Genomic DNA, 21,176 nt, shown 5'->3' with positions numbered 1-21,176 from the left:
TTTCCCCCCTCTTCACTATTTGTACAGGGTATGTATGAGTTATTTGATTCTTGAAAAAACTATTCTACCCTCATCATCAATTAGTTCTTCATCTGCATGAATATATACTACTTTTCCTACAAACATCTCATGGGAGCCTGTTTTTATAGAATCAACCACTTCACATTCAATATTTACTGGAAAATCCAGCAATACTGGTGCTGCAACCTTAACCCCTTCTTTATAATTCAACGACAATTTTTCTAATTTATTTTCATCCCTACCGCTATGACTCCCTAAATAGTCAAAAGCCTCTTTATTTTTCTCTGCCACCAAATTAACTACAAAAACACCCGTCTCTTTTACCATATGATACGAATACCTACTAGGTACTATACCTACCATAACCATTGGGGGATCATAACTGCAATTGCAGGCATATGCTACTACAAGTGCATTGTCTTCTCCGTTTGCCCCCCGACAGGAAACAACAACATCAGGTGACGGTTTTAAACATGATTTAAATTCCTTTACATCTCTTTTCATAATAATTATTACCTCCAGTTTTTATTTTAAAGACATTTCCCTTCAGATTATTATAAAAACCTGAAGGGAAATACCTTTAACCAGGTCTAAATATAAAGCACAACTTAATTACTTTTTGATTTCGACCACTGCCTCTTTTTCTACCATTTCTATTTCCTCTACGGTAAGCCATATATCTACGAGGCCCCGCTGCTGTTTTAATTCTATCTTCATTAGCTGCTTCAGTACAAGTGCCCAGTCCCCTACCAGTCATTGGACCAGTTCCTTGAGGTCCTGTTCCATTTCCAGCTGGCATTCAAAATCACCCCTTTCTTTTTTGAACATATGCCCATTAATAGTATACCACTATTATATCTAATAATCAATAATTATATTAGTATAGCCTACAAACAGAACATTTTTATTATTGACATACTTAAGTAAATGATATAAACTTATTATGAGGTTGTTCTTTACTTCACAAAACGTTTCAGTCTTTTTGAGGGATGTTCCCTTAAATTGACTGAAATATAATCTATCTAAGACCTGACAGGAAAGATAGCTGTATCTAACCTGAAAGGAACTGGAATAAATATATTCCACTCCCCTTTCATTGGGGATTTTTTCTTTTTTAGCCAGAAATACGAAGGAGGGTTAAGAATATGGAGGAAAAAATAGCAGTTGTCGCAGCAGTTCTAGATAATCCAGCCAAATCTCAGCACAAATTTAATAGTACTATTGCGGAATTTAAAGATTTAATCAGGGGACGGCTGGGATTACCCCTTTCTGATAAAGGGGTTGCTGCTATATCTATAATCGTCATCGGCAGTATTGATAATATTAATAGCCTAACAGGTAAACTTGGTAATATTGAGGGTGTAAATGTGAAAACATCTATTTCTAAAAAGGAAATATAATATGGACAGCAGATTAAGGGATTTATTAAGACAGTTATATCTAGAAAACCAACTGGCATCTAAAGACATCCTCTACATCTTAAATAAGGTTGACGACAGCAATAAAGAGATCCTTTTTAATTATGCAGAAAAGACTGTTTTAAAAACATATCAGAAAAAAGTTTATCTGCGAGCATTACTGGAATTCTCAAACTACTGTAGAAACAATTGCTATTACTGCGGAATCAGAAATAATAATAGGGAGATAAAGCGCTATCGGCTTTCAGTAAAAAAAATAATTGAATGTTGCCTGCTGGCCTATCAGCACGGTTACAGAACATTTGTCCTGCAAAGTGGTGAGGATGATTTTTTCAAAGAAAATATACTAATCAAACTACTGCAAAAGCTAAAATCAAACCACCCTGAGGCAGCAATAACTCTCTCGATAGGTGAATACCCCTATAAAAGCTACCAGAGATTTTACCAGGCAGGGGCAGATAGATTTCTTTTAAGACATGAAAGTATTTCAAAAGAGCTATATAAGAAATATCATCCAGATATGAGTTATAGCAGAAGGCTACAATGTCTTAAAAACTTAAAAGAAATTGGCTATCAGGTTGGAGCAGGGTTTATAGTAGGTCTACCTGGCCAGACAAATAAAATACTGACTGAAGAATTACTATTTTTAAAGAAACTAAATCCAGACATGGTCGGTATAGGACCTTTGATACCACATCCGAAAACCCCTTTAGCTGGAAGCCAAACTGGTTCTATTGATAAAACTCTTCTGCTCTTATCACTTATACGTCTTTTATTACCAGAAACACTACTGCCGGTAACTACCGCTGTCAATACCCTTGATAAAAAAGGCTGGGAAAAAGGATTAAAAGCCGGTGCCAATGTTATTATGCCTGTAATCTCACCTGCTATAAGCAGGGGTAAATATGAAATCTATCAAAATAAAGGTAATACAGATGTCTCTAACTTAAGTGAAATAAAAAAAAGGGTTGAAAGGTCAGGTTTTAAGATAGATATGTCCAGAGGAGATAGTCTTAAGTGTTTAAAAACAAATATTACTGCTAAATAATTATTAATAGGAGGGTTTTAATATTATGAAGGATTTTATTAACGACAGAGAGATTCATAATTTACTGGAAAGTTCGAAAGAACCTGATCCCCTTGAAATAAGAGAGATTATGGCTAAATCTAAAGAAAAAAACAGGCTTAACCCAGAAGAAACAGCCAAATTACTACAGGTCAATGACACAGATTTGCTAGAAGAAATTTATCAACTGGCTGGTCAGGTAAAGCAATCTGTATATGGCAATAGAATTGTTTTTTTTGCACCACTATATATTGGAAACAGATGTATAAATAATTGTTTATACTGTGCCTTCAGGCGAGACAATGAAGCTGTCGAAAGAAAAACCCTGACCATGGATGAATTAGAAGAAGAGGTCTTAATCCTGGAAAACAAGGGTCAGAAAAGGCTTATCCTTGTTTATGGAGAACACCCTGATTATAATGCAGATTTTATCTGTAAAACAATAAGAAAGGCCTATGACACTAAAACAGAACAGGGGGAAATACGCCGGGTTAATATTAATGCTGCCCCACTGGAAGTTGATGAATACAGGAAACTACATGATACAGGGATTGGTACCTTCCAGATATTTCAAGAAACATATCACCACCATACATATTCACTAATTCACCCCAAAGGTGATCAAAAAAGTGACTATCAGTGGAGGCTCTATGGTCTTGATAGAGCTATGGAGGCAGGTATCGATGACCTGGGTATTGGGGCCCTTTTCGGTCTATATGACTGGAAATTTGAAGTGATGGGATTGCTTTACCACACCATTCATCTGGAGGAAAAGTTTGGTGTTGGACCACATACTATCTCAATGCCAAGGATTGAACCAGCAATCAATACCCCATTTTATAATAATAATAAATACCATGTTTCAAATGAAGATTTCAAAAAAATTATTGCCATTATCCGCCTATCAGTCCCTTATACTGGCTTAATCTTAACTGCCCGGGAAAGTGCTAAAATTAGAAAAGAAATGATACCTCTGGGGGTAACCCAGATTGATGCTGGTTCCAGAATAGGGATTGGTGGGTATAAACAGAGCGAAGAAGGCTATATCCCTGAAAAAGAACAATTCCATCTAGGAGATATCCGTTCCCTTGATGAGGTTATAGCTGAAGCATGTGAACTGGGTTTTGTACCCTCATTTTGTACAGCAGGATACAGATGCGGCAGGACAGGCGAACACTTCATGTCCTTTGCTAAACCTGGTTTAGTACATAAATTTTGTATGCCAAATGCTATCCTTACTTTTAAGGAATACCTACTTGATTACGCCTCCCCTGAAACAATTAAAGCAGGTGAAAAATTAATTGCAGAAAATCTAAAGGAAATGGCTGTAAAAGATCAGGCAAGGAAGGAAATGATTGTAGAAAAACTCGCTTTAATTGAAGAAGGTAAACGTGATGTCTTCGTATAATAAAAATAAATTGAAAGAATTTTTTACTGATGTCCAGAAGAAAATCGCCGAAGAAAACCAGCAGACATTAAAACAAATCTTTAAAACCCTCTGTAAAAAATATGTAGATTACTTTCCCAAAAGGAAAATATATATAGCCGAGATGCTAGGCAAACGAATCTCATATCTGACCGGAGCCGGTAAAGAGCTTTATGTAAAAGCAGTTAAAATACCACTGACAGATAATTACTTACTGTTCATTGAGAGCCACCAGGAACTACCTTCATCTGAGATAAAAAGCCTGGAGGAATTCATGTTGTCAATTTTGGAAATTAAATGAATTAACCAGGAAGTACTCATTTTGAGTACTTCCTCTTATATTATTAGGCTGTAGTAGTATCCAGAAGATCCTCACTGCTCTTAAGTGAATTTGACCATTTACCACACCTATCCCCTGTCATAGCAATAGTTGTCCCATTTGCCTGGATTTTAATAACTTCACACATATTCGGACAACCACTACAGGTAAAGGTACTTGTATTAAAACTATCCCTGGTCACTGCAAAACCTTTAAAATTTGTATCTGTCTCATTTTTAAGGATGTAATTACGGGCAATTATTGCTATACCAATTGCCCCCATAACATTAAAATGCTCCGGTATAATAACCTCACTGCCGATCTCTTTCTCAAAGGCAGCTTTGATACCAACATTAGCAGCTACCCCACCTTGGAAGACATATACTGGTTTAATCTTTTTACCCCTGACTATATTATTAATGTAGTTCCTGACCAGGGCCTCTGATAAACCCTTAATTATTTCCGCCTTTGTAAAACCATACTGCTGTTTAGAGATCATATCTGACTCAGCAAAAACAGTACACCTACCAGCTATTCTGACATCCCTCTCAGCTGTCAGGGCCAGTTCTCCAAACTCCTCGATCTTTACCCCTAGACGCTGGGCCTGATGGTCAAGAAAAGAACCTGTCCCAGCAGCACAGACCGTATTCATAGCAAAATCAGTTACTATCCTATCCCTGACTATTATGAGTTTTGAATCCTGCCCACCTATTTCAAAAATAGTACTGACATCAGGGTGATAATGAATTGTAGCTGTTGCATGGGCAGTAATTTCATTTTTAACAACATCTGCCCCCAGTATGTAGCCAATTAACTGCCTGCCGCTTCCGGTCACTCCTACTCCTTTAACATTGTATCTGTTTTTAACCTTTTCCTGAAGGTCTGTTAAGACCTCTTTTACTATTTCCACAGGCTCACCTGAATTACGGCAGTAAGACTTAAAAAGAATCTCATTTTCTGAATCTATTGCTATAACATTGATACTTACAGAACCTATGTCAATACCCAAATACATGTCTTTCATGGTCACTACTCCTTTTGTATTTTTTTTGTTTAATCATATCTATAAAGGCCTCAATCCTTGTCATAACATTAGCAGTTGCCATCTGCTCGTCTATAGAAAGGGATAAAATAGGTAAATCCAGGTCATCAGAGATTTTATCTAAGATACTCTGGGTAACCAGTTCCGGTAGACAGCCAAATGGTTTCAAATGAACTATACCATCAAATCCCCGTTCTTTATAATCAACAATATGACCAACATTCTGTTTGGCATGTCCGCCAATAATTGTTTCAATATAGTCTTCAGCTTTTTTCATAATCTCTTTTTCATGGGAAACAAAGGGAATTAAATTCTCCTGTATCCATTCTGAAATATAATGGGACATCTCTACTTCAACCCCAAAATCGTTTAACAACTCAGCCAGGTTAAAATTGATACCTGCTTCCATAACAACATAAATCTCTCCCACTATACCTATCTTTAATTTCTCAGCTCCTGTTTTTTCCTCAATATCGAGACCTTTCAGTATCTTAAAGGCATATTCTTCAACCCTGACTATATCTTGCTCTGTCTTTATTTCCCTGTATTGATCCTCAATAGCAAGTTTAACCTTGTTTAATTTCTTTTTATCACTTATATAAGGCCGTTTGTGTTCAATAAACTTTTTTACCTTATCAGTTGAGACAGCCATTTTATACGCAGTCTTTACAATTTTATATAAGTCAAACCAGGAATGTTGACCCTTTAACTTCTTTAATTTATTAATAAATCCTTTATAATCCCTCTTTAGTTCATCAAAAATGATAAAATCAATATCTAAACCCATATTCCTTATTAATCTTTGATGTACTTCTCCATAGTAACCGGCCCTGCAGGGGCCATTCCCACCACTGGAAACAATAGTATCTGCACCCATCTCAATTGCTTCCAGATAGGTACCGAGTAATACCTTTAAAGGGAAACAAGCAAATTCAGGGCTGTATTTCACCCCCAAATTGATAGTTTTTTGGGTAGGCTTGGGAGGAACAATAACCTCATGACCAAGTAATTCAAATAATTTAGTATAAATTAACGGTGACCCCATATGTGGAAAAGTTATTTTCACCTGAAACTCCCCCCTTCCCCTTCTTCTTTTTTTGCCCTAATCATATCTGTAAAGGCCTCTATTCTGGTAATCAAATGACTTTCACCTGTTTGCTCATCGATCCGCAGTCTCATTAAAGGTTTATTAAAGGCTTCGGCTTCTGTATCCAGAAATGGTCCTAAAATAGAATCTGGCCCACAACCAAAGGCAGTTATATGAATAATACCATCTACTTGAGGGGAATGGATAAAGTGATAACCCGCACCAAGTAATTTATTGGTAAACTCCCAGAACATCTTTTTAGCAAATTTACCCACTTGCTCTTCAATCTTTTTAGTCTCAAGCATTTCAAAAGTCAAAACATTTACTTTCATCTCTCTTAGTCGATCTATAAAATCCATACTAATAAACTGGTCATAGACATTATAGACATAACCTACAACACCTATTGTAATCTCATTATTACTTGCCCCAGTAATTATTCTATCATTTAAAATCTGGTCTATAAATAAACCCTGCCTGCTTTTCTCACGAAAATTCAGCCAGACCTTACGGGCTTTTTTAGCAGCATTTTTCAGTGTCGAACGGGATACCCCTAACTTATCCATAAAACCAAGATAATTTTTATAATTAGAAATATCATCACTCCTGGCTTCAATATAATTACTTAAAATCTTTCCCTCTACTCCTTGGAGTGAATTTCTAATCATATCAGGCAGACCTAAAAACTTTGGACAGAAGGTTATGTTTTTCTTAATACTGATAAACCTCGGAACATAAATATAATCCACACCTTTATCAAGTAAATTAAAGACATGGCCAATATATACCTTAATAGGCACGCATATTTCAGAAACAGAGTTCTTTATCCCTCTATTAATCAACATTTCTGACGTCTTATCAGAAACTACTAGCTCACAGCCAAGATTATTAAAAAAAGATTCCCAGAAGGGAAAATAATAATAATATAGCAAGGCCCGTGGTATTCCTATCTTCATATATATTACTCCTCTCTAACAATAATACCTTCAATAATTATTTCTATAATCATTTCTAAAACCTGGTCAAAAGAATATGGAAGACCCATTAGTTCAGGTGGTGTAATATTGCGGATTAAATTCATAGTCACCAGTACTATTAATTCAAGTGGAATACCCTCCTTAATAACCCCTTCCTTAATCCCTTTTTGAAATATTTCTTTTAAACGGGTCTGTAAAAATGATTCCCGATATTTTTTAATCATTTTCCAGGAATCAGGACTGTTTTTTTTAATATCATCAAGTGCTCTAATATTAATTAATGATGTCTTTTGATTAATAATTAATAATAATCTTTTCAGCATCTCCTGAAATGACATCTCTCTTTTTAACTGTGTTTCTATTTCCTCCTTGATATCCTTAAAATGATTTTTTATTACCTCATCTAATAAGTCCCTTTTACTGGCAAAAATATTATAAATGGTTTTTTTACTCATCTTTAGCTCAGCAGCTAATTCATCCATCGTTATCTTTGAATAACCATAAGAGAAAAATAAATCCCTGGCTTTTGCTAAAATTCGCTCTCTTTCTCTATTGGTCTTGCCGCCCATGGTTATTTTTCCCTCCTCAGCAAAAACAGCAGAACAGAAGTTCATCTTCATTAAGGAAACCAATTTAGTATTTTCAGTTTTTATTTTACAAAAAAAAGATTATTATGTCAATAGAAAAAGAAAAATGACCCTATAATTTTTTTGATTTATAATTAGATTAAAAAAATATTTATTAATTCTATTATTAAAAAATCCCCGACTGCTTGTTCATTTCGGGGAATAATAAAATATATATTTTTAAAAACCTATTTCTTCACCTACAAGTATTACCTTTATACGGCCGTCATGTTTTGATTTTCTAGTTACTAGCATTTGACAGCAAATACAATCCTCTGTTAAACACTCATGACAGTGACCAGTTTGAGTACAAGGTGTATTCTGTTCCAGCCTGATGGCATTTATCGGTGAAGCACAATTTCTTATACGCTTCATTGCACTCTCTTCATCTTTAGTAACTTTATTCATACCTGCTATGACAATAACATTTTTGGGTCCATATATAAGGGCAGCTATCCTATTACCATTCCCATCAATATTTACTAATTTGCCATCCTGAGTAATTGCATTTGAACTCATTAAGAAATAATCACAATTAAAGGTTCTATAATATATCTCTGCCTTTTCCTCAGCATTTTTAGCAGTATTCCTATCCAACAATTTTAGATTAGATTCCTTTAATTTCTCCAATAAACCAATTTGCTCTAAAGTCATTGAACCACCCCAGGATACTGTAGAACCCCCTTTTATTAATTCCAGAGCCTTTTTGACGGCTTCTTCTCCTGTAGAACAATAGTAGCCCTCTATATTCCTCTTCTTAAAATTCTTAATCAGCTCATTCCCCTTAATCCGGTAATATTCTTTTTTGGACTTTAACACAATTAATTACCTCCTCTATATTTTATAAGTGTCTTAATATGTATTTATTATTTATCTGATATAAGTAACTTTAGAATGAACAAAATAGCTTCATCACCCAGACTTAATTAATAATCAACCTATTTTGACAGCTGTGCCATAGGCCAGTATTTCAGCTGCACCACCCATAACTTGTGAAGTAGTAAAACGAATATTAATAACAGCATCTGCCTCTAATTTCTCAGCTTCAGATACCATCCTTTTCAGGGCTTCTTCCCTGGCCTCACTAATCATCTGGGTATATTCTTTTACTTCACCACCTACAATATTTCTTAGACCTGCCATAATATCCTGCCCAACATGACGTGCCCTAATAGTATTACCTCTGACCAGACCAAGGACTTCACTTATTTCTTTACCAGCAATCTGACTAGTATTCACTATTATCATCTTTAAGATCCTCCATCCTTTCTTTTATTAGACTATAAAGAAGAATAATCAACCCCAGTATTACACCTATTATTCCAACCCTGATCACTACCGACATTGAGGAGTCCTGAAGAATACTACTTAAGAAATAATACAGTCCAGTGCCAATCAATAAAAAGATACTCAATCCCAGTATTACCTGACCTATCTTTTTGATATAACTCCCTCCTCTATAAATTCCAGAATACATTGCAATTTAACTTAAACCCATATATTACCTTCAACTTTTATAAAAAAAATCCTGCATAAATTAATAAAAAAATCAAATCAATTGCCTGGTTTATAGTATATTCCGCTTGCTTAATTCTTTATCTAGATAATCTAATAGTTCATCAGCCTTCTCCTCTGGTGGAATTGTCAGCAAACTTACAATTATAAAAGTCAGTGAACTAATTACTAAAGTCCAGACACCTGCTGGATAACCCCAGGGACTCCATCCTGTAAACTGTAGATAAACGGCAGTTAAACAACCACTTAAAAGACTGGTAATAGAACCTGCTGCAGTAGATTTACGCCAGAAAAAAGCACCAAATATAGTCGGAACTACTATCAGTAAACCTACTGAAGAAGCCACTGACAGGGCTGCTATCAAATCAAACTGCTGACTGGCAAACAAAAACCCTAGAAATGCTATCAGAATAATGATCACCCTGGCAGTCACTAAATCCAGGTTGTTTTTTTGATCCCTATTCTTTTTTGGATATAAGTCTTGTAATACCAGGGAAGACAGGGTTAACATAATAGAATCAATCGTAGAAATAGCCGCTGCAGTAATACCAACCATAGCGAGCAAGCCGAGCGTTACTGGTACATAAGTGGAACCCAGTAAAACAGGGGTAGCCATATCTACACTCTCTAGACCTGGCAGTAATATCAAAGCAGTAAACCCCCAGAAAACTGAAACCAGGGTATAAATAAAGCCAAAAATCAGAAAACCTTTAATCATAGTCTTCATTGATTTCAAGGAATCGGGAATAAATAAGCGTTGACTAACCTGGGGATTAGAAATTGAAAAGAAAAACCAGGGTAGAGTAAGTCCAAGGAATGTCTTGAAATTAAAAAAACCAGGACCAGGAACAGATAAATACTCTGGAAAATCCTTTTCAAGTATAGCAAAAAAATTAAGAAAACCACCTAATCTACTGTAAACAATAAACAATAAGACTAAAACACTAACTATAATCATAATTAGAGATTGTAATGAGTCTGTCCAGGTTACTGAACGCAGACCAGCAACAAGGGCCCAGGCAATTGCCAGAAGGGTTGCTATCACTACTCCAACCATAAAGGGAATTTCTCCATCAGACAGACCGTTCACTAAGTAACCAACCCCCATTAGCTGTACTGAAAGATAAGGAATTAAAAAAATACAGGCAGTGAAAGAAGATATAATAGAAATCCATTTATTATTATACCGGTCAGCTAACATTTCATACGGTGAAATATAACCATATTTTTCCCCCAACAGCCAGAATCTAGGCCCAAAAAAGGCTACTAATGATAAGCCAGCCAGATAAATAAGCTCAAACCCCAGGGCTCCAACACCACCTGAATATGTAAAACCCACCAGTCCAACCATCATAAAAGCACTATAAGTAGTTGCACTGTATGATAGTGCAGCAACAATCCCCCGGTAGATCTCCCCCCTAGAAAATAATCCATAATATCTTTTTTCATATCGACACGGGCAGCATATGCAAGCCAGCAGCCAATTACAATATAAATAAACATAGCCAGATAGACATATCTTGCTGACATTTTAATCCCTCCAATTTTTTATTATTCTAATAGTAAAAAAGATTGCCAGTACAGCAAACAAAGTCCAGTACAAAAATGAAGCAGTAATCCTGGCAATATCCCCCAGGAAAACATAAGGAACAATATAAGCAGATAAAATTAATAAACTTAAACAAATAAACCAGAACCATCTTTTACGTGATAAACGACTTTTCCTCTTTGACCTGGATAACCCCCTGGTATTATTAGTTTCACCTGACATGAAACCACCTCCCATATTAAAAATAATTATATTTAATTTTATATGTAATGTCAAATGTCTTTACACATGACAATAAAAAAACACCTTAATAAATATCAAATAATTTTACAGTCCAACACCAGTTTAATCCTGTTCTAAGAGATAACCCTTTGCCCTGAGTTCATTCTTAAGTCGTTTTATGACACTCTCATTTATCGCTTCTATTGTATGTAAATGTACTCCATCAGTCAAAGAGGCCAGTAAAGTCGCCTTATTCTCCCTGTATTTTAGCATAAATTTTTCTACATCAAAGGGAGATTGAATCATCAAAACCCCTCTTATCTCTCCATAAATAGGGTGTTCAACTATTACATCATTGACCTTGGCCCCATGACTTACAATGGTCATTAACTCATCTTCTACCTCTTCATTATTATGTCTACAGGCAATAGTCCTTTTTATAGTATTTAACTGATTACCGGGAATAAGATAACCCTGGGATGTAGCCAGAATTTTTTCTCCCTCTGCCCTGAGAAGGGCAATATCCTGCACAATTACCTGTCTACTAACAGCAAACTTTTCGGCCAGGTCTGAGCCTATAATAGGCTCACTACTATTTTTTAGCATTGAAATCAATTTTTTACGCCGTTCCCCTGCTTTCATTTTAATCATCTCCTTTTCCAAATAAAACTATAGACCACCAGTCTGTTCTAATTCTTCTTTCCTTACTATATATTCTTAGTTTAGATTATTTCTCCTGCTTTAAGTAATTATAATCCATCTTAATGTTATATTTTAAAGGATTGAGTTAATCTTAACTGTCTAGCACCTACCTATTTATTTACTTCTTTCGTATCTATTAATAACATAAAAATCTCTCCTTTTTTAGTCATATTCACACCAGGTTATACTGGTTGGCTAGAATATTGACCAGAAAGCAGAGATATAATAAACCATTTGCCGTTTGTTAAAATATGGTAATATATATTTATAGTACTCTAACCAACCTAAGTAGATAGTTTTAAGTTACTAATGGTTAAAGTACTGATAATCATAATTTTAAATGAAATTCACCCTTTTTCTAATTTTTTATTTAAGTTTAACATATATTTATTATTTTAACAAGAACAAATTATCTATTACCCTCTACCTTTTCCAGATTAGGAGCCAGGAAGCAAAGCAGTATAACTTGACAATAATTATATATAAAGTATATAATGTTGTTATACGATATCGATTTTAGATAATAACAATTCCACTTGGAGGTATTAAACCAAATGAAGAACAGAATATTAAGAAAGATATTTTTAGCCTTTATGGATCCATATCCTACATCATGCCTATAACTACTATATCTTTGAAATATACCAGCAAATAAAATCCAGGGAAAGATAATTTTATATAAAGAAGGGATTTTCTATGTTCACATTTACATCTGTCAAATATAAAGATGTATTAGATATTAATAAACTGAAAATCGAGGAAAACAAAATAAGCTGTATTGTAGGGAAAAGTGGTAGTGGTAAAACCACTTTGTTAAAGCTGTTAAATAATATGATTTCTATTGATAGCGGTTCCCTAAAATATAAAGGAAAGAAAATTAATAAGTACAATCCGATTGAATTGAGAAGGGAAGTCTTAATGCTGCCACAAAACCCTATTATGTTTCCAGATACTATTCGAGATAACTTCACCAAAACACTGGAATATTCTGAATATAACTTTAGGGATGAAAATATTTATAAGGATTTACTTAATAAAGTTGACCTAAATCTCTCCCTTGATACAGATACACAGAAACTATCAGGTGGAGAAAAACAAAGGGTGGCTTTAGCCAGGGTTTTACTTCTCCAGCCTACTATACTACTGCTTGATGAACCATCATCAGCCCTGGATGAAAATACTGAAGAATTTATTGTCCAGATGGTAGTTAACTATATAAAGAAAAGAAATGGCAGCCTAATTATGGTAACACATTCAAAAAATATTGCTGATAAATATGGTGAAACTATCATCTCCTTAAATAATGGGCAGATCGAAAATGTAGAAAACAGGAGGTCATAAAATTATGGAGGATATTCTGGATATTTCACTTGTTCAACTTATAGCCGCATATATTTTTGTCATTATTCTCTTATTTATTGTCAAACATGAGCAAATCGGTAATGAATGGCAGATTATCCTTGCTAATTTCCGAATGACAGTTCAACTGGTATTAGTTGGTTATCTGCTCACCTATATCTTTGCCAATCCCAACCTATTTTCCAGTATCATAATTCTACTATTAATGCAAGGGTTTGCTGTACAAAACATCTATGGTAGAGTCAGTGATATTTCAATAGATTTAAAGAAGATAATTGCAATTGCCATGTTTACAGGTACAGTGATTACAATATTTTATTTTATATTAATAGTTATTAATCTAAACCCATGGTACCAACCACAATATTTTATTCCTTTGGCTGGAATGTTAATCGGTAATTCCATGACAGGAATATCACTAGGTGTCGAAGGTATAATTAGTGGGTTAAAGAATAATCAAACGATGATTGAAAATGCCCTAATGTTAGGTGGTAAACCAGAATTAATTACAAAAAATATCACATCAAGGGCTTTCTATCAGGCCATTTTACCAACTATAAATTCAATGATGGGGATGGGTATTGTCTTTTTACCAGGTATGATGACTGGACAAATATTGGCAGGTGCCACACCTCTAACAGCTATTAAATACCAGATTGCTATTATGCTTGGTATAATGGGTAGTGTCACCCTTACAGTTTATATAATGATAAAATGGGGTTCTAGAACATTTTTTAATGATAGACTTCAATTAAAAACTGAGTTATAACTATAAAGCATTGTTTCCAGGTTCTAATACTATCATCTGTACAAATCCCTGGGGTCTGTGTAATAGAAATTTTTTAAAAAACAGTAGGTATCAGTTACCTACTGTTTTTGGCTTTCTATATATTACCTTCTCTGGCCTTTTCAATTAGTTCCTTTACTTTCCCCTCTATAACATCCCGGGTTTCCCTGAAAATATTCATTGGTTTACTAACTGGGTCATCGAGTCCCCAATCTTCTCTCACTACCTCTTCCATAGCTTTAACAGCATTTGGTTTTACCTGATCTGCTGGATTAGTTCCTGCACTGTAAACCTCCAGCAATCACTTCCATATTCTCTGGCAAATCCTTCAGCAATTTGACTACGACAGAAATTTCCTATACAAACAAAAGCAACTTTATATTTCATTGGTTATACCTCCCCTTTTATTTAATATTAATATAAACATAATTTGCCCACAAAAAGATCTACTGTTTTTAGAAAGTTCAATTAAATAATGTATTTTCACTCAATTGTTCACAGGATAAGCCACTGGCTTGGTATTTTTTTAGTCTTTGATTATCTCCCTGGCAAATATCCAGGGAATCTAACTCATCAAGAATGTTCTTTAAAAAAATATGTTCAGAAAATAAATCTTCATTAATGCTATAATAAACCCATTGCGCCCTTTGCTTACTATTTATAAGTCTCTCATGTTTTAATTTGCTCAAATGCCTTGAAGCATTGGATTGGTTAACATCCAGTATACTTTCTAATTCACAGACACATAACTCCTGCTGCTTCAACAAATTCAATATCCTTATTCTGTTTTCATGTGAAAGAGCCTTTACTATTTCGACTAAATCCATAAGACTATCACTATTCCTTTCCCATTCATATATCCGTTTATACTCATATATCATATTCTAATATTATATTTATGTCAAGTAATTTATATATTTTACTATTTAGTTACATTTTGGGGTTTGCCATAGTATCATAGCTTAACTTCACCCTATACTATAAATTAAGCTTACTGCTGCTAACAGTTAGTAAAGTTTTACTTTTCTAAGTAATTTAAAGTACATAAAGATAAGCAAATAAGGAATTAGGTAAGAAAAAAAAGTATGGTAAATACTCCAGCCATTATGATAAGTAACTCTACCTATTTTGAACCAGAAAAATTCTAAAATAGTTGTTATTACAGTAAAAATCAGCACAAATATATAACCATTCATTTGTTCATAGCGATAAATAAAAAATATCATATAACTAGGCAGAATAGCGTATAACCCGATATCAAACATTAAATAGTCTATAGATAAATATTTATCTGGTAAGAGATGCCACATTTTATGTTCATCAGCAAAGGCATTGATTATATGTGATAAGACAGTACCTAACGAAAAAATGCTAAGCAATATTTTAGGAGCCATTTTATAGAGATAAATTCCAAAAATCCACGGAATTACAAAACCAATTACAATATTTAAGAACATTTTATACACCCCTAAATTCTATACCCAGATTTGTTATTTCTCCTATTTCTTCTTTAGTCTTCCTTCTTTTCATAATTTATATGCTAAATATTCCATTAATTCTCTATTTCAATAATATTTTTGCTAGGAACATAAATTCTTAAGACCATTTGCCTCCATATGAGATTTAAAACTTGAGCAAAACTTCTTCAATAACTAGATGTTATTCTTGATACTGTCATAAATTAGTAATCATCACTAAGTACTAATTTAATAGCCAACCCTATAAAAACTAAACCAAATAATTGCTGTATTCTAAGAGTTAGTTTAGGGGAAGTAACAATCAAACTCTTAAAATAATTTGCAAGTATCCCATATAGAATAAATACAATAAGAGTTAATCCCATAAAAACTATACTCAATATGATCATTTGATATATATAACCATGTTCCATATTCAAAATGAATTGAGGGAGAAATGAAAAGAAGAATAATGTAAGTTTTGGATTTAATAAATTAATTAAAATTGCTTTAACAATAATTTTTAAAGTGCTTTTTTCTTTAGAGTCCTCATTGATTACCAAACCATCTTTATTTTTAATCATACCCCATCCAAGATAAAGTAAATAAACAACACCAACAATTTTTATTGTTTGAAAAACAAGTGCACTCATGTGAAAAATTGCTGATAAACCAATAATACTTGCTATCAAGTGTGGGACAATTCCCACAGTACAACCAATTGCAGCTGCAATACTATCTCTTTTACTACCCATTATCCCTATAGAAACAGTATAAATAACTCCTGTTCCTGGAATTAAAATTACTATTAAAGATGTTAATATAAATCCATAGCTTATCATGATTTCCTCCTTTTTAAACTCTAATATTACATAACATTAAAATAGTCATTACAAAACTATACTTTAGCTGAATTTCAGATAATGTTCAGGTATTACCGAAGTTCAGGGGCCTTAGATAGCTCAAAATATCGTCAAATATTTTTTTCACTTAAACTATTGTTTTAACAATTGTATTTCCCGTCCAATCTAAAAACTTTTCAAAATCATTATATTTTAATGTCAATGTAGACGTATTAACATTAGGATGAAATGAGACAAAATTAGAATCTTCTAATTCATTATCAACTATAACTATAACTTCATTATCTATATCTTTAATTAATCCAAAAGGAGTTACTTCCCCTGGTTTTAAACCTAATAAATCAGCTAATTCTTCTTCATTAGCAAAAGATAATCTAGATATTTTTAATTGTTTTGATATACCTTTTAAATCTGCTCTTTTAGAATCTTCAATTATGGTCAAATAATAATTTTTATTGGTTTTTAAAAATAAATTTTTGCAACCTGTTCCTTCAATTTCACATCTCTTTTTTGCTTCCAAAACTGTAAAAACTGGCGGATGTTCTACTCTTTTATACTCAATCTCAAGATTCTCAAGTAGATCTATTACTTCCTTTTCTTCATTAGTCATTTTTTACCTCCTAAGAATTCTTTCTTTTGTTTTTAACAACTTAAGTCAGTCGCACCGTATAACGTACCAGGAACGTACCAGGCATTTGCGAAATTCACGAAGCTTAGCCAGACTTGACTTGCTGAGTGAATTTGAGTGGCTTAGATGTTTTTTCCTATTTATATATTCTACAATCCTATGCACTAATCCTGCTAAAATAACATTTTTTTCTAGTCTTAAGTCTACTCCCTCCCCTGTTTGTATTATAGCAACATAATTAAAGGAGCTGGTGGTAAACTATATTAAGAATAGTAAAAAAAATAATAATTTGGAGTTGAATTTTCTTGAAAAACAAGGAAAATACTGGGGACAGGTGTTTAATAAAAAACTCAAGTAAGGAAAACAAAGAGAAAATAGTATTGGATATCTTTAACTCAGCAGTACATAAATATGACTTGATGAATACTCTAATGACTATGGGGTTAGATAGATACTGGCGGAAGTTAGTGGTTAACTATAGTGGAATTAGAAGTGGTGATAAGGGATTAGACCTTTGTTGTGGAACAGGTATGTTAACAATAGAGCTGGCTCATGCTGTAGGTTCAAGTGGCACAATAATTGGGATTGATTTTGCTGCTAACATGTTAGCTTTAGCCAGAAAAAGAACACATAGTAATAATCTAGAACAGATAATCAAGCTAATAAATGGAAATGTCTTAAATATACCATTTCAAGAAAACACTTTTGACTGTGCTACAGTTGCCTGGGGTCTACGTAATGTTTCCGATCTTCAACTTGCCGTCCAAGAAATGAGACGGGTTGTTAAACCAGGGGCAAAAGTCATCTCTCTGGATATGGCACACCCCGAAATACCTATTTTCAAAGACCTTTACTGGTACCTTTTTAAAATAATAATACCACCCATTGCTAAAATATTTTCTTCTTATAAAAAGGCCTACCAGTATCTTTATGAATCAGCTAGGGCCTTTATCACCCAAAAGCAATTAGCTGAACTGTTTCGTAGTTCAGGCTTAATTAATGTTAAATACCATAATCTCTGCGGTGGAATAGTATCCATAGTAGAAGGAACAAAATCGTTGCCCCATTTCCCTTACTAAAGAAATGGAACAACGATTAATATATATTTAACTATGATAACAAATTTACTATGCCTCCCAACTCTGGACATCAGCCTTAATTGTTTCATATTTCTCTGCTTCTGTAACAATATCTATTCCTTTGTTTTTATTATACTTATTCCACAGGATATAATAGAGCCACATCACTACAAAGAAAACTACCGTTATTCCCCCACCAAAGATAACATCATCAGTAGCCAGAAAGGTAATTATGGTAAAAGCAACTGCCATAATAATAGTAACTACCGGCCAGAGCCTTCCACCAGGGATATAAAAAGGTATCTTATCACTTAACTTACCACCAGCTTTTAATTTATTAGATAGGTTTTTATAAGAAGCCAGTCCAATTATACCCCAGAGCGGGAAGAATACAAAATTGGCTATTACTGATACTATCCTTATAGCCCCGGTTAATACACAAAATAGAATAGCCCCTCCAGTTACAATAATCGGAATAATGGGTATTCTAAATCTTTCACTTATCTTTCTGAAAGATTCAGGCAACTGTCTTTCTCTGGCCATACCATACAGCATTCTAGCCCCACCATAGACACAGGCATTGGCAGTTGTTAAAGAGGTAATAATAGCAATAGAATTCATCCAGACTGCCCCTTTACCATTCCAAATAACCTCCATCGCTTTAACCCAGACACTGGCAAAGGGCCCATTATCAGCCAGAGCCAGTAATTCTGAAGTAGGCCTTAAAGTCGTAATTGCTAAACCCCCGGTAATATAGAAAAAACCAGTTATCAATGTACCTACCAACATTGCCTTGGGAATCCTAATCTCCGGTTCAACAGTCTCCTCTGCTGCTGGTAGAATAGTTACAAAACCAACATAACAATAAACCCCAAAGAAAATAGCTGTCATCCAGTCATTAAAACCAATCGTCTCCTGGAAAGTCTGCCAGTAAGAAATATCTGTCTGCCCACTTGACAAAACAATAATAGGTACAGACATCAGACCAGACCACATAACCAAACCTAAAATAGACTGAGTTTTAGAAGTCATCGAGACTCCTAATAAATTGATAGCAATAAAAACTATTGTGACAATAACCCCCCACCAGTAGTAATCCATTTGAGGTAGGAAATAATATATATACCTTCCTAAAGCCATCAATTCTGCTCCATCAATAGCTATCATACCTAGCCATAGTGCACAGGCTGCCAGAAAACCCAGGGTATGATTATTTAATACCTTGCGGGCATAGGTTACCACACTACCAGCTGATGGATAACTAGATGCCAGGGTAGCAGCAGCCAACATGGCAAATATTTCCGCCATCATACCTACTATATATGTAACCACCAGATTAAAACTCCCTACATGACTGACAATATCACCACTCATCATCAAAAAGCCTACACCTGTTACAGTCCCACTTGCCAGGGTTACCAGCCCCAGAAAGCTGATACCCCTTTCCATCTGTTTTCCTTCCTGTAAATCATTCATTATCTTTACCCCCTGTTCTTAAAATATTTGATAGTCAGAATAATAATCAATTTCTAGCTAGTTCACATAAACTTTAGTCCAATATTTATTAATAATCACCTCCAGTTAAAATATCTTAAAAATTACTAAATTCAATAATAGTTTCTGTACCGTAATTTGATTTTATATCAATGTTTCCCTTTAATTTTTCCTTAATCAAAGTATTAACTATTTTTAAGCCTAGATTACTATTCTCAGCTATTTCATCTTCCTGAATGCCTCTACCATTATCATGAACAACAATACTAACCAATCCGGAATCTTCAACAATTTTAACTTTAATAAACCCTTCATCCTGATCCTGAAAGGCATGTTTTAGACTATTTTGAATAAGTTCATTTACAATCAAGGCTACAGTTGTAGCTTTATCTGAATCCAGCATAATATCCTGACCACTTATCTCTGTAAGGATTTTTTGCTCATCTGCCATAATTCCCCTGGTATTAATATCGATTATTTTTTTCAGAATCATCTTCAAGTTTAAAATCTGATTACCCTCACTACATAACAATTGATAAATAACTGAAATACTCATAATCCGGTTGATACTTTGATTTAACAGACCTTTCAGCTCTCTATCCTTGTGTTTTCTCATCTGAAGTCTTAAAAGGGTCGCCACTGTCTGCAGGTTATTTTTTACCCGATGATGAATCTCTTTGATCGCCGTAGTTTTCAGTATTAATTCCCTCTCCTTGTCTTTAATCTCAGTAATATCCCTGATCAAAAATATAAAACCAATCTCTTCCTCAGCTGAAGTAATCGGGATACATTTTAACTGTAGGACCAGATTTTGCAGTGAAAGCTCTTTAATCTTTTTCTCTTTAGTTTCTTTGATTTCATCAAAACCAATATTAAAGGCCAGTTCATCAAAATAGATATTAGTATAAGGCCGTACAGTTGTACCAATTTTAGCAAGAATTTTTTCTGCATTGGGGTTGACGAAAACCACTTTACCCTCTACATTAGTAATAATTAACCCTTCATATAAATGGGAGATTAGATTGCCATCCCTGATCACTACTTCATGGAAACTTTCACTTAACATATCAGCTGCATATTTAAAAATCTCATATTCCTTTTCCCGCTCAACCTGTTTTTCAATGTTCTTTTCCATGATTAAACAGGCAATTACCTGCTCACCATTTTTAATTGGTACTACCGACTGTCTGATTATCATTCCTTCATTATATAAAACCTTATTTTCTGTAACTGCTCTGCCCAAGGTATTATGGGAATGCTGGCCGGTCCACAGAGTATGAAAAACACCAGGCTCATTCTGCTGGGATACCCCTTCCCCTAACCAGGAAGCATCATAGTAGATTGAACTACTATTTTCGGGTTTAGCTTCCGCAACTACAATTGCCTTCTTACTATCTTTCATTAAACAATCGATAAAAACATCTGCTTTATTTAAATCAGCAATAGATTGCAAAGAAGCCTGATATTTTTCCAGTATCGCTATATCCCCGGCACTAAGTTTTGTATATTCCTGGCAAAATCCTTTTAAACTATTCATAA

Annotated in this window: 26 protein-coding genes and 1 pseudogene; 7 read left to right on the top strand and 20 right to left on the bottom strand. The window is 34.2% G+C overall.

Features of this window, described 5'->3' with window-relative positions; translation table 11 throughout:
• Positions 1-39 precede the first annotated feature (39 nt).
• Together D7D81_RS08725 and D7D81_RS08720 are read right to left on the bottom strand one after the other, a co-directional pair.
• The gene (locus D7D81_RS08725) at positions 40-525 is read right to left on the bottom strand and encodes a flavin reductase family protein (RefSeq protein WP_125989180.1); all 486 of its coding nucleotides are present in this window, start codon (positions 523-525) and stop codon (positions 40-42) included.
• A gap of 76 nt (positions 526-601) precedes the next feature.
• On the bottom strand, positions 602-820 hold the full coding sequence (locus tag D7D81_RS08720) for a DUF5320 domain-containing protein (RefSeq protein ID WP_125989178.1): 219 nt from the start codon (positions 818-820) through the stop codon (positions 602-604).
• A 346-nt stretch (positions 821-1,166) separates the two neighbouring features.
• Between D7D81_RS08720 and D7D81_RS08715 the strand changes: the two genes are divergently transcribed.
• The 4 genes from D7D81_RS08715 to D7D81_RS08700 are packed head-to-tail and all read left to right on the top strand — an operon-like array spanning position 1,167 to position 4,232.
• On the top strand, positions 1,167-1,421 hold the full coding sequence (locus D7D81_RS08715; RefSeq protein WP_125989176.1) for a TM1266 family iron-only hydrogenase system putative regulator: 255 nt from the start codon (positions 1,167-1,169) through the stop codon (positions 1,419-1,421).
• 1 nt (position 1,422) lies between these two features.
• Complete coding sequence (gene hydE, locus D7D81_RS08710) at positions 1,423-2,487, top strand: [FeFe] hydrogenase H-cluster radical SAM maturase HydE (RefSeq protein WP_125989174.1); 1,065 nt, start codon at positions 1,423-1,425, stop codon at positions 2,485-2,487.
• A 25-nt stretch (positions 2,488-2,512) separates the two neighbouring features.
• Positions 2,513-3,913, top strand: a complete 1,401-nt coding sequence (gene hydG / locus D7D81_RS08705) for a [FeFe] hydrogenase H-cluster radical SAM maturase HydG (RefSeq protein ID WP_125989172.1) — start codon at positions 2,513-2,515, stop codon at positions 3,911-3,913.
• Positions 3,900-4,232 carry a hypothetical protein gene (locus D7D81_RS08700; RefSeq protein ID WP_125989170.1) on the top strand — a complete coding sequence of 111 codons (333 nt, stop codon included), beginning with the start codon at positions 3,900-3,902 and terminating at the stop codon, positions 4,230-4,232. The genes hydG and D7D81_RS08700 overlap by 14 nt, the downstream gene beginning before the upstream one ends.
• A 43-nt stretch (positions 4,233-4,275) precedes the next feature.
• Here D7D81_RS08700 and D7D81_RS08695 read toward each other — a convergent pair whose 3' ends face one another.
• The 11 genes from D7D81_RS08695 to D7D81_RS08650 form a co-directional block, all read right to left on the bottom strand.
• Positions 4,276-5,274: an acyl-CoA dehydratase activase gene (locus D7D81_RS08695; protein WP_125989168.1), complete on the bottom strand. Its 999-nt coding sequence runs from the start codon at positions 5,272-5,274 to the stop codon at positions 4,276-4,278.
• Entirely contained in the window at positions 5,249-6,358 is a 1,110-nt protein-coding gene (locus D7D81_RS08690) for an acyl-CoA dehydratase activase-related protein (RefSeq protein WP_125989166.1), read from the bottom strand. Before D7D81_RS08690 ends, D7D81_RS08695 begins: the two co-directional genes overlap by 26 nt.
• Positions 6,355-7,335, bottom strand: a complete 981-nt coding sequence (locus tag D7D81_RS08685) for an acyl-CoA dehydratase activase-related protein (protein WP_125989164.1) — start codon at positions 7,333-7,335, stop codon at positions 6,355-6,357. The genes D7D81_RS08690 and D7D81_RS08685 overlap by 4 nt, the downstream gene beginning before the upstream one ends.
• A gap of 5 nt (positions 7,336-7,340) precedes the next feature.
• The gene (locus D7D81_RS08680) at positions 7,341-7,976 is read right to left on the bottom strand and encodes a TetR/AcrR family transcriptional regulator (protein ID WP_125989162.1); all 636 of its coding nucleotides are present in this window, start codon (positions 7,974-7,976) and stop codon (positions 7,341-7,343) included.
• Between the two features lie 186 nt (positions 7,977-8,162).
• A complete protein-coding gene (locus D7D81_RS08675) occupies positions 8,163-8,801 on the bottom strand; it encodes a lactate utilization protein (protein ID WP_125989160.1) in 639 nt (212 codons plus the stop codon).
• A 114-nt stretch (positions 8,802-8,915) separates the two neighbouring features.
• Positions 8,916-9,230 (bottom strand): YbjQ family protein, encoded by a 315-nt coding sequence (locus D7D81_RS08670; RefSeq protein ID WP_125989158.1) that lies wholly within the window; start codon positions 9,228-9,230, stop codon positions 8,916-8,918.
• Positions 9,211-9,459, bottom strand: a complete 249-nt coding sequence (locus D7D81_RS08665; protein WP_125989156.1) for a hypothetical protein — start codon at positions 9,457-9,459, stop codon at positions 9,211-9,213. The genes D7D81_RS08670 and D7D81_RS08665 overlap by 20 nt, the downstream gene beginning before the upstream one ends.
• Before the next feature lie 90 nt (positions 9,460-9,549).
• Positions 9,550-10,851 carry a sodium:solute symporter family protein gene (locus tag D7D81_RS08660; protein WP_286170359.1) on the bottom strand — a complete coding sequence of 434 codons (1,302 nt, stop codon included), beginning with the start codon at positions 10,849-10,851 and terminating at the stop codon, positions 9,550-9,552.
• Complete coding sequence (locus D7D81_RS20115; protein ID WP_286170358.1) at positions 10,848-11,027, bottom strand: hypothetical protein; 180 nt, start codon at positions 11,025-11,027, stop codon at positions 10,848-10,850. The genes D7D81_RS08660 and D7D81_RS20115 overlap by 4 nt, the downstream gene beginning before the upstream one ends.
• A gap of 1 nt (position 11,028) precedes the next feature.
• A complete protein-coding gene (locus tag D7D81_RS08655) occupies positions 11,029-11,268 on the bottom strand; it encodes a hypothetical protein (protein WP_125989154.1) in 240 nt (79 codons plus the stop codon).
• Positions 11,269-11,391: 123 nt separating this feature from the next.
• The gene (locus tag D7D81_RS08650) at positions 11,392-11,910 is read right to left on the bottom strand and encodes a transcription repressor NadR (protein WP_125989152.1); all 519 of its coding nucleotides are present in this window, start codon (positions 11,908-11,910) and stop codon (positions 11,392-11,394) included.
• 756 nt (positions 11,911-12,666) lie between these two features.
• Here D7D81_RS08650 and D7D81_RS08645 point away from each other — a divergent pair.
• Together D7D81_RS08645 and D7D81_RS08640 are read left to right on the top strand one after the other, a co-directional pair.
• Positions 12,667-13,311, top strand: a complete 645-nt coding sequence (locus D7D81_RS08645) for an ABC transporter ATP-binding protein (RefSeq protein ID WP_125989150.1) — start codon at positions 12,667-12,669, stop codon at positions 13,309-13,311.
• A 4-nt stretch (positions 13,312-13,315) separates the two neighbouring features.
• The gene (locus D7D81_RS08640; RefSeq protein WP_125989148.1) at positions 13,316-14,098 is read left to right on the top strand and encodes an ABC transporter permease; all 783 of its coding nucleotides are present in this window, start codon (positions 13,316-13,318) and stop codon (positions 14,096-14,098) included.
• Between the two features lie 115 nt (positions 14,099-14,213).
• Here the strand turns inward: D7D81_RS08640 and D7D81_RS08635 are convergent.
• The 5 genes and pseudogenes from D7D81_RS08635 to D7D81_RS08615 all read right to left on the bottom strand — a co-directional run bounded on the left by D7D81_RS08635 (position 14,214) and on the right by D7D81_RS08615 (position 17,046).
• Positions 14,214-14,503, bottom strand: a pseudogene (locus tag D7D81_RS08635) (arsenate reductase/protein-tyrosine-phosphatase family protein).
• A 77-nt stretch (positions 14,504-14,580) separates the two neighbouring features.
• Entirely contained in the window at positions 14,581-14,943 is a 363-nt protein-coding gene (locus tag D7D81_RS08630) for an ArsR/SmtB family transcription factor (RefSeq protein WP_125992029.1), read from the bottom strand.
• Positions 14,944-15,123: 180 nt separating this feature from the next.
• On the bottom strand, positions 15,124-15,573 hold the full coding sequence (locus D7D81_RS08625) for a hypothetical protein (RefSeq protein ID WP_125989146.1): 450 nt from the start codon (positions 15,571-15,573) through the stop codon (positions 15,124-15,126).
• A 224-nt stretch (positions 15,574-15,797) separates the two neighbouring features.
• The gene (locus D7D81_RS08620; protein ID WP_125989144.1) at positions 15,798-16,415 is read right to left on the bottom strand and encodes a LysE family translocator; all 618 of its coding nucleotides are present in this window, start codon (positions 16,413-16,415) and stop codon (positions 15,798-15,800) included.
• Between the two features lie 148 nt (positions 16,416-16,563).
• Positions 16,564-17,046, bottom strand: a complete 483-nt coding sequence (locus D7D81_RS08615) for a prolyl-tRNA synthetase associated domain-containing protein (protein WP_125989142.1) — start codon at positions 17,044-17,046, stop codon at positions 16,564-16,566.
• A 323-nt stretch (positions 17,047-17,369) separates the two neighbouring features.
• Between D7D81_RS08615 and ubiE the strand changes: the two genes are divergently transcribed.
• Positions 17,370-18,143 carry a bifunctional demethylmenaquinone methyltransferase/2-methoxy-6-polyprenyl-1,4-benzoquinol methylase UbiE gene (ubiE, locus tag D7D81_RS08610; RefSeq protein WP_125989140.1) on the top strand — a complete coding sequence of 258 codons (774 nt, stop codon included), beginning with the start codon at positions 17,370-17,372 and terminating at the stop codon, positions 18,141-18,143.
• A gap of 48 nt (positions 18,144-18,191) precedes the next feature.
• On the opposite strand, the gene D7D81_RS08605 is transcribed toward ubiE, so the two are convergent.
• The gene (locus D7D81_RS08605; protein ID WP_125989138.1) at positions 18,192-19,619 is read right to left on the bottom strand and encodes an APC family permease; all 1,428 of its coding nucleotides are present in this window, start codon (positions 19,617-19,619) and stop codon (positions 18,192-18,194) included.
• Between the two features lie 115 nt (positions 19,620-19,734).
• On the bottom strand, positions 19,735-21,174 hold the full coding sequence (locus tag D7D81_RS08600) for a sensor histidine kinase (protein WP_125989136.1): 1,440 nt from the start codon (positions 21,172-21,174) through the stop codon (positions 19,735-19,737).
• Positions 21,175-21,176: the final 2 nt, after the last annotated feature.

It is taken from the genome of Halocella sp. SP3-1 (genome assembly GCF_003953885.1).
GTDB lineage: Bacteria > Bacillota > Halanaerobiia > Halanaerobiales > DTU029 > Iocasia > Iocasia fonsfrigidae.
This window is presented reverse-complemented; position numbering and strand designations above follow the sequence as displayed.